12 protein-coding genes are annotated in these 13,669 nt (G+C 69.0%); 1 reads left to right on the top strand and 11 read right to left on the bottom strand.

Translation table 11 applies throughout. The annotated features are described in order from the left end of the window. Window positions 1–2: 2 nt before the first annotated feature. Window positions 3–1,259 carry an NAD(P)/FAD-dependent oxidoreductase gene (locus MYL53_RS03465; RefSeq protein WP_247852026.1) on the bottom strand — a complete coding sequence of 419 codons (1,257 nt, stop codon included), beginning with the start codon at window positions 1,257–1,259 and terminating at the stop codon, window positions 3–5. Window positions 1,260–1,331: 72 nt separating this feature from the next. Continuing rightward, complete coding sequence (locus tag MYL53_RS03460) at window positions 1,332–1,787, bottom strand: tellurite resistance TerB family protein (RefSeq protein ID WP_247852025.1); 456 nt, start codon at window positions 1,785–1,787, stop codon at window positions 1,332–1,334. Between the two features lie 12 nt (window positions 1,788–1,799). On the opposite strand from MYL53_RS03460, the gene MYL53_RS03455 reads away from it, so the two are divergent. Further along, on the top strand, window positions 1,800–2,261 hold the full coding sequence (locus MYL53_RS03455) for a DUF3592 domain-containing protein (protein WP_247852024.1): 462 nt from the start codon (window positions 1,800–1,802) through the stop codon (window positions 2,259–2,261). A 9-nt stretch (window positions 2,262–2,270) separates the two neighbouring features. Here MYL53_RS03455 and MYL53_RS03450 read toward each other — a convergent pair whose 3' ends face one another. The 9 genes from MYL53_RS03450 to MYL53_RS03410 form a co-directional block, all read right to left on the bottom strand. After that, window positions 2,271–3,542, bottom strand: a complete 1,272-nt coding sequence (locus tag MYL53_RS03450; protein WP_247852023.1) for a CDP-glycerol glycerophosphotransferase family protein — start codon at window positions 3,540–3,542, stop codon at window positions 2,271–2,273. Window positions 3,543–3,583: 41 nt separating this feature from the next. Next, complete coding sequence (locus MYL53_RS03445) at window positions 3,584–4,045, bottom strand: adenylyltransferase/cytidyltransferase family protein (protein ID WP_345740350.1); 462 nt, start codon at window positions 4,043–4,045, stop codon at window positions 3,584–3,586. Between the two features lie 20 nt (window positions 4,046–4,065). Continuing rightward, entirely contained in the window at window positions 4,066–4,977 is a 912-nt protein-coding gene (locus MYL53_RS03440; protein ID WP_247852022.1) for a glycosyltransferase family 2 protein, read from the bottom strand. Next, the gene (locus tag MYL53_RS03435) at window positions 4,956–5,873 is read right to left on the bottom strand and encodes a ParB N-terminal domain-containing protein (RefSeq protein ID WP_247852021.1); all 918 of its coding nucleotides are present in this window, start codon (window positions 5,871–5,873) and stop codon (window positions 4,956–4,958) included. Before MYL53_RS03435 ends, MYL53_RS03440 begins: the two co-directional genes overlap by 22 nt. A 35-nt stretch (window positions 5,874–5,908) precedes the next feature. Beyond that, window positions 5,909–7,708: an ABC transporter ATP-binding protein gene (locus tag MYL53_RS03430; protein ID WP_247852020.1), complete on the bottom strand. Its 1,800-nt coding sequence runs from the start codon at window positions 7,706–7,708 to the stop codon at window positions 5,909–5,911. Beyond that, entirely contained in the window at window positions 7,705–8,493 is a 789-nt protein-coding gene (locus MYL53_RS03425; protein WP_247852019.1) for a glycosyltransferase family 4 protein, read from the bottom strand. The genes MYL53_RS03430 and MYL53_RS03425 overlap by 4 nt, the downstream gene beginning before the upstream one ends. Before the next feature lie 324 nt (window positions 8,494–8,817). Next, window positions 8,818–9,798, bottom strand: a complete 981-nt coding sequence (locus MYL53_RS03420) for a hypothetical protein (protein ID WP_247852018.1) — start codon at window positions 9,796–9,798, stop codon at window positions 8,818–8,820. A 22-nt stretch (window positions 9,799–9,820) separates the two neighbouring features. Next, entirely contained in the window at window positions 9,821–11,644 is a 1,824-nt protein-coding gene (locus MYL53_RS03415) for a hypothetical protein (protein ID WP_247852017.1), read from the bottom strand. A gap of 27 nt (window positions 11,645–11,671) precedes the next feature. After that, on the bottom strand, window positions 11,672–13,654 hold the full coding sequence (locus MYL53_RS03410) for a polysaccharide biosynthesis protein (protein WP_247852016.1): 1,983 nt from the start codon (window positions 13,652–13,654) through the stop codon (window positions 11,672–11,674). Window positions 13,655–13,669 lie beyond the last annotated feature (15 nt).

The following is a 13,669-nucleotide window of genomic DNA, read 5'->3' as shown; positions in this document are numbered from 1 at the left end:
CCTCAGCCCCTGAAACGCTCGACCCTGAACGGCCGCATGTCGATCGCCGGCCGCTCTCCCGCCATCATCTGCGCCAGCAGCTCGCCGGTGGCCGGCCCCAGGGTGAAACCCTGATGGCCATGGCCGAAGGCACACCATAGCCCCGCCTGGCCCGCGACCGGGCCGATCACCGGCTTCATGTCCGGCGTACAGGGACGCGCCCCCTTCCAGGGCTCGGCGTCGAGACGCTCGCCGAGCGGATAAAGCTCGCGGGCGCGCGCCTCTGCCGCCGCCAGCTGTTGTGTATGGGGCGGCGCCTCCAGGCGCTCGAGTTCGGCTCCGGTGGTCAGACGAATACCGGCCCGCATCGGCGCCAGCAGATAGCCGACCTCGGCATCCATCACCCAGTGGTTCAAGCGCGCCTCGCCGGCGCTGGCGTAATGCATGTGATAGCCGCGCTTGGGAAACAGCGGCACCGACACGCCCAACCGCGACAGCCACTGGCGCGACCAGGGCCCGAGCGCCAGCACTACCGACCCGGCCGACAGCGCCTCTCCCCTCGCGGTGGTGACGCGCCAGCGCTCGCCCTGCCGCGACAGCGCCTCGACCTCGTCGCGCACGATGCGACCGCCCTCGCGTTCGAAGGCGCGCGCATAGGCCGCCACCAGCGCACCGGGATCGGACACCGTCCAGGGATCCAGCCAGTGAATGGCGCCGGCCAGGCCAGCGCTCGCCCCCAGACTCGGCTCCATGGCAACCAGCGCCTCGGCGTCGAGGGCCCGGTAGCGCACGCCGAACTCCGCGGCGTTGTCCTCGGCCTGGGCAAGACGTTGATTGAGGCCGTGTTCACTGCGATACACCTCGAGCCAGCCGTCGCGACGCACCAGCGACTCGGCGCCGGCCGCCTCGATCATCTCGGCATGGGCGTCCAGGCAGCGCGCGATCAGCGACGCATATTCGGGCACGATCCGGCGATAGCGATGCGGCGCGGAATGCTTCCAGTATTGCCACAGGGGACCGGCGGCCTCGAGCATGCCGCCGGGACGATAGCGAATATCCACCTGACGATTGGGCAGCACCCGCCACAGGGTGCCGAGATCGCGCGGGAAGGGATAGGGCCTCACCGCCTCGCGCTGGATGATGCCGGCATTGCCGAACGAGGTCTCCCGCCCCGGCTCGCGGCGATCCACGAGGGTCACCTCGTGTCCTTGCCGCACCAGATGCCAGGCCACCGATACGCCGACCATGCCCGCGCCCAGCACGATGATGTCCCGCGCCATTCGTCTCTCCCCGATGTCATGCCATGAGGCCCCATCATCGGGGAGAGCGGCGACACAAGACAAGCGCGACGCTCACTCGCCGTCGCGCTCCACCTCGAGCCTGGTGCGGATGAAGTCGCCGTGCCCGACGTGCAGCAGTTCGGCCAGCCGGCGAATGCGATGCTCCTCCAGCGGGTCCTTGACGCCATCGACCAGCGCCAGCGTCCACATCTCGCGCACCAGTTCGACCCGTTCGGCGTACTCGCAGCCGTCGCGCACCGCCTTCAGGAAGCGGTGATGATCCACCGCCGACTCCGTCTCGTCGCAGGCCTGCCGGACCAGCGCCTGCGCCTCGTCCTGCGGCAGGGAGAAGCGCGCCGCCAGCAGCGACGCGAGCCGCTCGAGCTCGACCTCTTCCAGATGATAATCCGCGCGAATCACCTCGCACAGCAGCACCGCGGTGGCCAGAGCGCGGCCGGGCTCGGCCTTTTCAGCGGCCGCCCCGGCCGCCATCATGTCCTGGAAGATACGCTGCAGGGATTGAATCATGGGGACTCCGCTATGCCTGATTTGACGCTCCTCATCGCCTTCGCCTGTGGTGCGGGCGCGGTGCTGGCCGCGCGCGGCGCCTGGCGACGTCGTGCCGTCAATCGCTGGCCCACGGCCCGGGCTCGCGTCGAGCATACCGAGGTGCAGGTCGTCGATGACCACCATCGCCGGGCCGACCGCGACGACCATCCGCGGCGCTTTCTGGCCCGCGTCCACTATCGCTTCGAGGTCGAGGGAGACGAGTACCGCTCTGACAACGGCCGCTTCGACGGCGTTCCCGACTTCCCCAACCGCGAGGCCGCCGAGGCCTTCCTCGCCCGCACGCCGCCGGGTAGCCGGCTGACCGTGCGCTACGACCCCGCCTCGCCCGAGCTCACCCAGCACGGCGAGTATCGACTGCCCACGGCCCGCCTGGGACTGGCGGCCTTTCTGGCCGTGGCGTCCATCGGGGCACTGTGGCTGAGGATCGGCTGAGACGTCCCACTATCGCTGCGTGTCCCCTCTTTTCAACGCGGCTCCCGTCTCGCTTGCCCGACCGCCGTCTCCCTCTGGCGGCCATGATGACGCCAAGCCCAGGCGCCGTCGCATCTCGGCAACGATACGCGAGCACGACTGACCGTCATAGCGGCTGGCGTGCTGGGCCACGAAGCCGGCCAGTCGCTCGGCGAACCGGCCCGACGCGACTTCCTGCCAGGCGAGCGGCAGCTGGGACCAGGTTTCGATCACCGGCCCCGGCGCATCGGCCAGATAGTCGCCATACAGGCCGACGTCGTGGTCCCGGTAGTCGACGAGATCCGGCGCTAGCAGGATGATCGGACGCTCCAGGCAGGCATAGTCGAACATCAGGCTGGAATAGTCGGTGATCAACGCGTCGACCGCAGGCAGCAGCGCGTTGACGTCGGGCACCGTCGACACCGGCACCTCGAGGATCCGCGGCTGACCGGCGAGCGCCTCCCTGCCCTGCAGGCGCAGCGAGGCGTGGCCGCGCACCAGCAGCAGCAGCCGCTCCCGCGCCAGCCAGTCGCGCAGCGCCGGCAGGCCGTCCGCCGCGCTCACGTCCAGGCTGCCGCGCCCCTGTTGTCGCAGCGTCGGCGCGTACAGCAGCACGCCGGCATGCTCGCGGGGCTCCACGCCGAGGCGACGCAGCAGCGCCGGGGCATCCTCGCGAAAGGCCTCCCAGCGCGGATAGCCGAGCGCCAGCACGTCTTCCTCCGGCAGTCCGTACGCCGACATCATGCGCCGCTGCGACGTCGTCGAGGCCACCACCATCAGATCCGCCAGGCGCCGCCCCGGCAGCTGCCCCATGGCGTACCGATCGATGAGGCGAGTCCAGCGTCCGAGCCGCCGGGAGCGTGCGTCGCGCCCCATGCGCTTGAGCGGCGTGCCGTGGGTCAGGTTGACCAGCAGCGCTCCCAAGGCGGCGTGGGCGTTGACGTCTTCGGCGTTGTGGGTGACCACGCAGGCCCCGGCGCGCAGCGCCGCCGCGATGCCGGCCCGGGAATAGGCCAGCGCCGCCTCGCCGCCCTCGGCCTGCACCTCGCGCACCGCGCCGATATCGTCGGCCAGCCACACGGCGCGCAGGTCGGGCTCGCGGTCGCGCACGTGGCGATAGAGATAGCGGGCATTGTCCGCATAGCGCTGGCCGTGCCAGGCGCCGAACACCCACAGCCGGGGATCCCTGGGCCAGGCGCGTGCCAGCGGACACAGCCACGACCAGCCGAGCTGACGGATGATGCGCCCTCGATAGTCGCTCATGACGATCTCCCGATTGGCCTTCGTGTGCGCTCGGCCGCCCCTCAGCCGAAGTCCTGCCGCAGCCGCTCCAGCACCTCGAAGGCGTGGAGCACGTCCTCGCGCGAGACGCTGCAGAAGCGGTTCAGGGAGCGTTTCAGCTCGGTCGTCGACACGCCCTCGGTGCGCGGCAGGTACACCACCTCGCAGTACGGCCGGAGAAAGTCGAAGTGACCTTGCCAGTCGTCGCCGATGGCGAAAGTCGACACGGCGTAGCGCTGCACGTCCTCGACCTTCTGCTCCCAGCTGAGCTCGGGAATGACCTCGTCGACGTAGCGGATCGAGCGCACGATCTCGGCCCGCTGCTCGAAGGGGATCAGCGTGCGCTTACCCTTGCCGGCATTGAACTCGTCGGTGGAGACCGCCACGATCAGCCGCTCGCCCAGTCCGGCGATGCGCCGCAGCAGGTTGAGGTGACCGATGTGGAACATGTCGAAGGTGCCGTAGGTGATGACCGTCGATGGCATCGTTACCCTCCCGACTCGCGTCAGTGTGTGGTCGTTCTCGGCCGGATCACCGGCAGCATCAGCGTCACGGCATGGTAGAGGTGGCGTGGACGCAGCGCCCCCAGCCGCAGGGCGCGCAGATCGTCCGCGACCGACTGCCCCAGGCGCCGCTTCTCCACCGCCCAGGACAGCACCTTGCGGTTCACCGCCGCCCGCAGGTAATGCCGTTCGCAGCGTCCCAGCTCCGCCTCGCACTCGTGACGCGCGTCCACGCTGGGATGCAGGGCGCGCAAATTCTCGGGGTTGCGCGTGACGCCGCTGTGATCGAGCAGCCACAGGCTGGTCACGGTGGCGTCGTAGTGCATGCTGTCGAGGGCGCACAGCGTCTTGAGCCAGAAGTAGACGTCCCCGCCGCGGCGGTAACGCTCCTCGGGAAAGCCACCCAGCGCGAGAAAGCGCTCCCGTCGCAGGCAGGCGCCATTCATGTGGATGAAGTCGCAGCGGGCGAAGGCCGCCAGCGCCTGGCGCCGGGTCAGCGTGCCTTCGGGCAGACCGCCGATGCGGGGCAGCCGTTGATGGTTCTCCATCTTCTGATAGGCGTTGACGAACAGCTCCAGCCGGGGATGCAGCTGGATGGCATCGGCGAAGCACGACAGGTGATCGAACAGCAGCAGATCGTCGGCATCGAAGAACACCAGCCAGCGCCCGCGCGCCTCGCGAGCACCGAGATTACGCGCGGCATAGCCCCCCGCGCCCGGAACATCGCGCTGCAGCAGCCGCAGCCGACCCGCGGCGGCCTCGCGTTCCAGTATCGCCAGGCCACCGTCGGTAGAGCCGTCGTCCACCGCGATCAGCTCGAAATCGCGGCAGGTCTGCTGATACACGCACGACAGCGCCGCTCCCAGCGTCGCGATCTTGTTGTAGACCGGCATCACCAGCGAGAACTGAGGCATGGGTCCGTCCTCCGTGCCGTCCGCGATCCCTTCGGCCTCGCCCCTGCCTCGTCCGCCGGCGGAAAACCTCCGTCGAAGACCTCGAGCGCCGCCTCGACGGAAAACGTGCTGTCGACCACCCGCGGCCAGTAGATGGCCTGATCACGGTGCACGAAGCGCGTCACTCGCACCGCGATACGCTCGTGGCCCAGGCCACGCAGCACCGCGAAGCGGTGCTGGCCGGACAGCACCTGCCAGCCCCATCGGCCGTCTGCATCCACCAGCACGATGGCGCGAATGTCGCCGTCGTCGCCGCTATGGCGCCGCACGCCGTGCTCGCGTATCGACACGGCCAGCCGCCAGAGCCGCTCGACCTCGACCTCCAGCTTGCGCGGCGACACCGGCCCGCAGAACTTCCAGCCGTCGCGCTCGACGTCGAGGGCCCGACCGGCCAGGCGGCGCGTCTCGCGCCCCTCGGTGCGGCGGCGCTGCGCGCGTTTCGCCTCGACGCTCAGCGGATCCCAGGGCCAGGCCAGGCTCCAGCAGGGGCGCTCGGCCAGGGCCGCGTGCTGCTCCGGGTCCAGGCCGAAGAAGGCCGCGGCATTGGCCGGCTGCCACTGCTCGTAGTAAGTCGTCAGGGCCTCGCGCAGCGCTTCGCGGCCATGCCCCGCCGCGGTGTCGTCCAGGGCGCCGGACAGCGGCGAGCGGCGCACCGGCGGATAGTGAAAGAGGCCGATGCCGCTCGCGGCCGGCAGCGCCAGCAGCAGATCGCGCCCCGGATATCTCAGCCCGAACACCAGCGGATGGTCGCGCTCTTCACGCAGGTCGATCGCGCACTGCCGCGCCCGCGAGCAGACGTGAATCCCCAGCCGGGCGGCACCATGGCGCACCAGGCGCTTCAGATAAAAGGCATCCATCGATATCCTCCTTGGCCCGATGGCCGGCGACGGGCTCAGAGATCGGCCATCAGCCGGAAAGTGGCGTTGCGACTGGCCAGGCCGTCAAAATCCCCCGCATCGACCAGGCGGCCATGATCGAGCATGTAGATAGTGTCGCAGTGGCGCACGGTCCCCAGCCGATGGGCGATCAGCACCACGGTCATCTGGCCGGCGAAGCGCTGGATGTCGGCCATCACCTGCCGCTCCGTGACGCCGTCCAGGGCGCTGGTGGCCTCGTCGAAGACCAGCACGCCGGCGCGCCGATAGAGCGCCCGGGCGATGCCGATGCGCTGGCGCTGCCCACCGGACAGCTGCACGCCCCGCTCACCGACGTGGCTGTCCAACCCGTCCGGCAGGCTCGCGACCAGCTCGTCGAGCTGGGCCATGCGCACCGCCTCCAGCACCCGCGCCTCGTCGATGGCATCCCGCGCCATGCCAAACGCCACGTTCTCGCGGATGCTGCCTTCGGTCAGGAAGATCTGCTGGGGAACGAAGCCGATGCCCTCCTGCCAGCGCCGCAGGCGAGCCGCGTCCAGCGGCACGCCATCGATCGTCACCCGCCCCGCATCCGGCGTGAGCAGGCCCAGCAGGATGTCGACGAGCGTGCTCTTGCCGCTGCCCGAGGCCCCGACCAGCCCCACCATGTGATTGGCGGGAATGCGCAGGCTCACCCCCGACAGTGCCGCCTCAGCGGCCCGGGGATAGCGAAAGGAGACCTCCTCGAGCTCGATCGCGACGGCCGGCACCAGCGGCCGCACCGAGGGCTCCTCCGACACCGGTGGCGGGGCATCGCGACTGGCGGCGAGATCCTCGCGCAGCACCTCGAAGGCCGCCAGATTGCCGCGGATGTGCGCCACGTTGACGTAGATCCGCTGGAAGGCGGGCAACATCTTGAAGCCCGCCAGGGCATAGACCGACAGCGCCGGCAGGATATGCGACGCCTCGCCGTCGTGTCGGCCCAGCAGGTAGAGGACCAGCAGGATCACCGAACCGAAGGCCAGCAGCTCGATGGCGTAGCGCGGCGCCTCGCCCAGGCCCTGGCACACCCCCTGCCCCCGCGCGACCTTGTGACTGGCGGCCTCGAAGCGCTGCACATAGGGCCCCTGCCGATGCCACAGCAGCAGCTCACGGATGCCGCCGAAGCCCTCGCTCATCAACTGGTAGCGCTCGGCCTGATGCCGCGACACCCGCTTGCCGGTGGCGGTCAGGGCCTTGCGCACCGTGCGATAGAGCAGCAGATAGGCGCCGACGAAGATCGCCAGCCCGGTCAGCGCCACCCAGGGGTTGTAGAGGAACACCATGGTGGTCATGAAGACGACCAGCACCAGGCGAGCGTTCAGCTGCAGGCAGGGAATGACGATGCGCTGGGTCAGGCGTTGCACCTCCTGAGAGGTCTTGTGCATCAGTCGGCTGCTGCTGTGGCGAACGTGGAACAGCCAGGGGCGATGCAGGAAGTCCCGATACAGCCGGCTCGAGAGCTCGGCGCCGATCTGGGCGCCATAGAGCGACAGCCGCCAGGTGGTATAGCCCGAGCAGGCCCCCGCCAGCACCAGGGCGGCCAGGGCGCCGCCCCCCATCAGCAGCAGAAACGCCTCGGGGCTGGCGCTACCGCTCAGCTGGTAGAGCCAGGCCATGCGTCCCTCGCCGCTCGTCAGGCGACCGGGATTGCCGATGAGCGCCATGAATTGCGCCACCGCCACCACGCTGACGATCTCGCCCAGCGCCATCAGCACGATCAGGCACTGCAGCCACAGCAGCCGGCGCCGCTGCCGGGGCTCGAGCAGCCGATAGAGCGCCCTGAGATCGGCGATCATGCCAGCACCCTGCCGACATGCTCGGCGTAGTTGCGCGCCGCGTTGTCGGCCGTGTAACGCCGCGCCAGGGCATAGGCGCGGGCGTGCAGTGCCGCCCGGTCGGCGGCCAGGTAGGCCTCGATGCGCTCGGCGATGTCCTCCGGCGCGCTGCTCGCGGCCAGAAAGCCGTCGACGCCGTCGGTGACGATGCCGTCGATGCCCCAACCGCGCAGCCCCACCACCACGCAGCCGTTGGCCATCGCCTCGAGATAGGCCAGGCCCAGGGTCTCGATGGTGCTCGGCATCAGGAACAGGTCGGCCCGGAACATCGCCTCCAGTACTCTCGCCCGCGGCTGGAAGCCATGACGCACGACGATATCGCCAAGTGCCAGGCGCTCGATCGCCGCGTCCACGCGTGCCCGGATCTCGCCGTCGCCGTAGAGGTCGACCCGCACCGGATGCCGACGCGCCACCATCGCGATCGCCGCCAGCGACGGCTCGATGTTCTTGGTCGCGATGAACTTGCTGGCCATCACCACCCGCAGGGTGTCACCGCCCCAGCGCTTGGCGCCGAAATCGCAGAACTCCCGCTCGGGAATGCCGGAATAGACGATGCCGTCGCACTCATGGCCGGTCAGTCGCCGCAGCTGGTCGGCCACCGAGTTCGAGCGGCACAGCACCAGATCGGCGCACGCCAGCGAACGCCGCAGGCTGTGGTGATGCAGGTCGTTGCTGTGCACCACGAACACCAGGCGCGAGTCCGGCCCGGCCAGGATCCGCCGCGCCGCCTCGACATGTCGAGCCATATGGACCACCAGTACTCCAGGAGCAAGATCGGCCCCCAGCGATTGCAGCAGTCGTCGCGTGGTCAAGGCAGAGTACCAACGCCCAATGCCAATTCTGGGAACCTCATACACAACGAGATCTTCCACCGTGAAGCGCCTGGGGAGTGTCACCCCTCGCCGATTGATCAGGGAGGAAAACTTGACGACCTGATCAATTCCGAGGCCGGCCTCACGAGCCTGCTCTACCAGCTCCCGAACCGCGATCGTTCCACCCTCGAGCGTTCTCTGATCACCCTCGGGAAACAGTGACGTACACAAGATGGCATGCATGCAGAACGTCTCCACTCAATGTCGACGACAGCGCATCAGCCATCGCAACAGACCATATGCGCCGGTACGGTGAGCCAGACGAGACGTCGCCCGCCGCGTCATTTTCACCACAGTGAGAAACTTTCGGGTCATTGTTCCCTGCCTCTGGAACTCTCCCTCCCTTGCCTTGGTAAACAAGCGCCGCCATTTGAGACGCCAGATACAACGCCCAATGACCAAGCGACACTGACGTCCTTCCTCCAAGGCCGTCATCATCGCCAGGTCATTGAGATCCTTGAGACGCTGGCGGCTCTGCTTCATATGTCTCAGCTGCTCAAAGGACACGAACTTGAGTCCATCGACCACGAAGTGATAGCGGTCATCGTCGATCAGCAGGCGCTTGTCGACGGCATGATGAATCAGCGCCTCATCGTTGGCGCTGAACAATGGATCCTCCAGATCGATCTCCTGGAGAGACAGGAAATCAATGTCCCCGGCAAGCCGAATGCCATACAGCTCCAGCACCAGGCTGGAATCGAACAGCACCTCCTGCGGCGACAGGCCGTGGCGCGCGAGAAAGCCGCGCAGCTGCTCGACGCGGGCCGGCCAGCGGTCGGCATAGCGCTCGTGCTGCGCATGGTTGAGGAAGTGCACGCCATGGGGGTTGAGCAGCAGGTGCGAGATCGCCGTGACCTCCTGCGGACGGCTGAGCAGCAGCCAGCCGTCCTCACCGCAGCGCGACGGGAGCGGCATCCCGGCGGCCAGCACCAGGCACTTGATGGCCAGCTGCAGGCCATCCGGGCTGTCCTCCGGCCATGCGGGCGGCATCGGCAGCAGCCGCGGCCGCAGATAGCGCCAGCCGCCCGCCGTCAGCACCACCTCGTGGCTTTCCAGCACCACGCCGGACGGCACCATGGCCATGCCCCATTCCCAGCTCGCCGGCCGCAGGGCCAGCAGCGTCGCGCCCTCCGCCGACGCGTCCGGCCCCGCCGACCGCTCCCGCGCTTGCTGGTTCATCCGCACCTCCTCCCCACCTCAGTCAATGCATCACTGGCGAACCGTGTCGCCGGCGCTTCAGGCCACGGGCGTACGAATTGGCCAGGCAGTAATAGCCGAAGGTCAGCCCCCTGACACACTGCAGTACGGGCCCGGGAAAGGCATGCAGGCAGAAGAAGCGCGGCAGTCCGGTATAGGAGAGCCAGTAGCGGCGATACAGGCCTCTCGGATTGCGAAACACCGGGAAGTCGCCGCGAAAGTCGCTCGGCGGCGTGAACCAGGCGTAGTTGCCCGCCAGCCCGTCCCGAGGCTCGCCGAGGTACTGCAGGAACTCGAAGTCGATGATCTTCAGCCCCCGTTCGGGGTCATAGACCAGATTCTTGGGACACAGATCGATGCACTCGTAGCCCTGGCGCCGATAGTGCAGGATCACCGCCTTCAGCCGCTCCACCACCCACAGCGGCACGAAGGGGTGGCGATGCCGCCAGGGGCGCAGCGGCGACAGCGATGGCAGCTCGTTGCGGTAGTACTCGATGACGATGTAGTTCGGCCCCACCTCCAGCAGCTGCGAGATCTCGGCCAGGCCTTGCCCCACCCGACGCGCCTCGACCTCGCGCTGGAGATAGCGCTCGCGCCCCCGGCGAAAGGTCTTGCAGATCGCCTGGCGGCCGTGAAAGTCGATCAGCTCCACCTTGGCGCGTCGCGCGTTGCCGCTGAGGTCCGCGAGCACCGGGTAGGGATGGCAGAACCCGGCCTGACACCCTTCCGCCGCCGCCAACCATCCGGGCAGCCGCCCCGGCGCCATGGTCTCGAGATAGGCCATGGCCTGGCGCGCATTGTCGGCGGAGTGCAGGATGTTGCAGCGCCGATTCACCGGCAATGAGGCGTTGAAGCGATCGCGCACCAGCTGCTTGGCCCCGTGCAGGCGCAAATTGTCGAGCCCGGGATGCTGGTCCGCCATCGTCGCGCCGACCGCCATCGGCCTGGCATCGTGCACCACCAGGTAATAGACCGGCTCGCCGCCGCTCTCGGGCCAGGGGCCGCGCCCCCAGTTGCCACCGCGAATCTCTGCCGCCGCCGCGGGTTGCGCCGCAGGGTCGATGCCGCCTTCGCCGAGCAGGTCGAAGCCGGCATCGAACAAGGCATCGCGCACCATCTGGAGGTGATCGAGGCCTCGCTCGCGGACGATGAACGTGCCCAATCCTCTGTGCGCCGCCGGCAGCCGCCGGCGCTGCGCCTCGAGAGAGGCCTGGAGCCAGGCATTGCCCGCGGCCAGTTTTTCCCGGGTATCCAGCGGCGGGCACCAGCCCCGAGCCTGCAGCAAGGCCTCGAGCGAGGCGAGGCCCATGTCCGTCTCGAGGCCCGCGCGCCGCCGTAGCGCCGCCAGCCGCGCGGCACGCTCGCCCTCGGGCGGGCTTCCCAGGTGATAGACCTGGCGATAGGCCTGGAACAGGAAGTGATCCTCGGGGCGCGGCCAGCGCGGCCGGCCCCCGGCGTGGGCCAGCAGCTCCCGCGCCCTGGCCGGTGGCATCAGCGCCAGGCCGCGATACTGGCCGCCGGCGCGCCCCTCGACGCCATATACCCGGCAGCGCGTGCGGCCCCGGCGGTGCATCATCGGCCGCAGCCGCGTCAGGTCGTCATCGTCGACGAGCAGCACCAGCTCGCGCTCGAGGTCGTCGGGGTCGCCGAGCAGCACGGGATCGATGCCGGCCTCATGCAGACTCGCCAACCAGGCCTCTGGCGTCAGCCCAGCCGGCACGAAGCTGCGATCGTGGCCGCGACGCTCGCCGGCGCGCGAGCCGACGGCCAGGCGACGGGCATGACGCCTCACCTGGCGGATAAGGGGTGACACATGAACGTTGGGCATGTGAACTCTCCTGCGAATGACGCCGGCTCACGCCGGACCGGATGACCGGAAACGCTCCTGCAACAGCGCGGCGATGGAGCTCGGCGACGACGGCCCCGTCGGCGCGAGCGGCGGCCGCGCATGGCGCGCCTCCCATACCAGGTCCACCAGGCGGCCCTCGGGGGCATAGCCCAGCGGCGCCCGCAGCAGCAGCCGCTGGATGCGCCCGTGCTGCGACGCCGTCATGGCCTCATGGAGTTCCATCAGATAGGGCTCGAGCTTCTCCCACGGCCACAAGTGCTCGCGTGACGTCATGATCCGCGGGTGGCGCGTCTTGCCCACGTCGCCGCCGATCAACAGCTCCTCATAAAGTTTCTCCCCCGGCCGCAGCCCGGTGTAGACGATCTCGATGTCGCCGTCCGGATGTTCGGCATCGCGCACTTCAAGGCCGGAGAGGCGCACCATCTGACTGGCCAGGTCGGCGATGCGCACCGGCTCGCCCATGTCGAGCACGTACACCTCCCCGCCGCGGCTCATGGCGCCGGCCTGGATGACCAGCTGCGCCGCCTCGGGAATGGTCATGAAGTAGCGGGTAATATCGGGATGGGTCACCTCCAGCGGCCCGCCGCGTTCGATCTGGCGGCGGAACAGCGGCACCACCGAGCCGCTGGAGCCGAGCACGTTGCCGAAGCGCACCATGCTGAAGCGCGGTCGCCCGTCGCCGGTGGCGGCGAAGGCCTGGCAGATCAGCTCGGTCAGGCGCTTGGTCGCGCCCATCACGTTGGTGGGCCGCACCGCCTTGTCGGTGGACACCAGCACGAAGCGCTCGACGCGAGTGTCCACCGCCGCCAGCACCAGCGCCAGGGTGCCGAAGACGTTGTTGCGCAGCCCCTCCACCAGGTTGCACTCGACCATCGGCACGTGCTTGTAGGCCGCTGCGTGATAGACCGTCTGGACATGGAAGCTGTCGAGGATCTCGCGCATGCGCTCGCCCTGTTGGACCGACGCCAGCAGGGCATGCAGACGCGGGGAATTTCCCTGCTCCGCCAGACGCCCCTTGAGCTCCTGCTCGATGGCATAGAGCCCGAACTCGGCGCTATCCACCATCACCAGCGTCCTCGGCCGCTGGGCGATCACCTGGCGACAGAGTTCGGCGCCGATGGAGCCTCCGGCCCCGGTGACCATCACCACCTTGTCCGCCAGGTCGGCCCGCATCAGCTCGGGAAAGGGCGGCACCGGCTCGCGCCCCAGCAGATCCTCGACCTGGACATCGCGAGTATCCGAGACCCGCGCCCGGCCGCCGACCAGATCCTCGGCAGCGGGAATGGTCTGGACGGGAATCGACAGCCGCGCCAGGTGCTCGAGAATCTCGCGGCGGCGGCAGCGCGGCGTGCTGGGCATCGCCAGCAGCACCAGCTCGATATCGAAGCGGCCGATCAGCGTGTCCAGCGCCTCGGGCGCGTGCACCGGCAGCCCCTCGACCAGCGAGCCCTGCAGGCCGCGCCAGTCGTCGACGAAGGCCCGAGGCCGATAGCGATCGCCGTGCTTGAGCGCTCGGGCCAGCTCGCCGCCGGCCGCCCCGGCGCCGTAGATGATCACCGAGCGGCGCAGCGGTTCACGGCTCCATTCGTAGAGCTCGCGCAGCAGCAGCCTGATCCCGCCCACGCCCAGCACCGCCAGCATGGCGAACACCGGCGCCACCTGCCAGGTGATCGGCCAGCCCAGCGCGAGATCGGCGAGCAGCATTGCCCCCACCACCACGGCCACGCCCTCACACAGCACCAGCAAGGCGCCGAGGTGCATGAAGCGCAGCACGATGCGATAGACCCCGAGGGGCCCGAACACCAGCGGCGTGGCCAGAACCACCCCGCCCAACACCAGCCACACGTCCGTAGAGGCCAGCGTCTCACTGCGCTCGGCCAGCGGGATGGCCAGCAGGAAGGCCGCCAGCATCATGGCCATGTCGGCCAGTCGTAGCGCGCCTCGCTTGTACCGACGCGGCAGGCGGACCAATGCATTCAGCCCGATCATGTCGTTTCCCCTGCG

Origin of the sequence: Halomonas getboli, from assembly GCF_023094245.1 — a bacterium.
Taxonomy (GTDB): Bacteria; Pseudomonadota; Gammaproteobacteria; order Pseudomonadales; family Halomonadaceae; genus Halomonas; species Halomonas getboli.
Note: the sequence above shows the minus strand (reverse complement) of the source record. Positions and strands in the feature narration are given on the sequence as shown.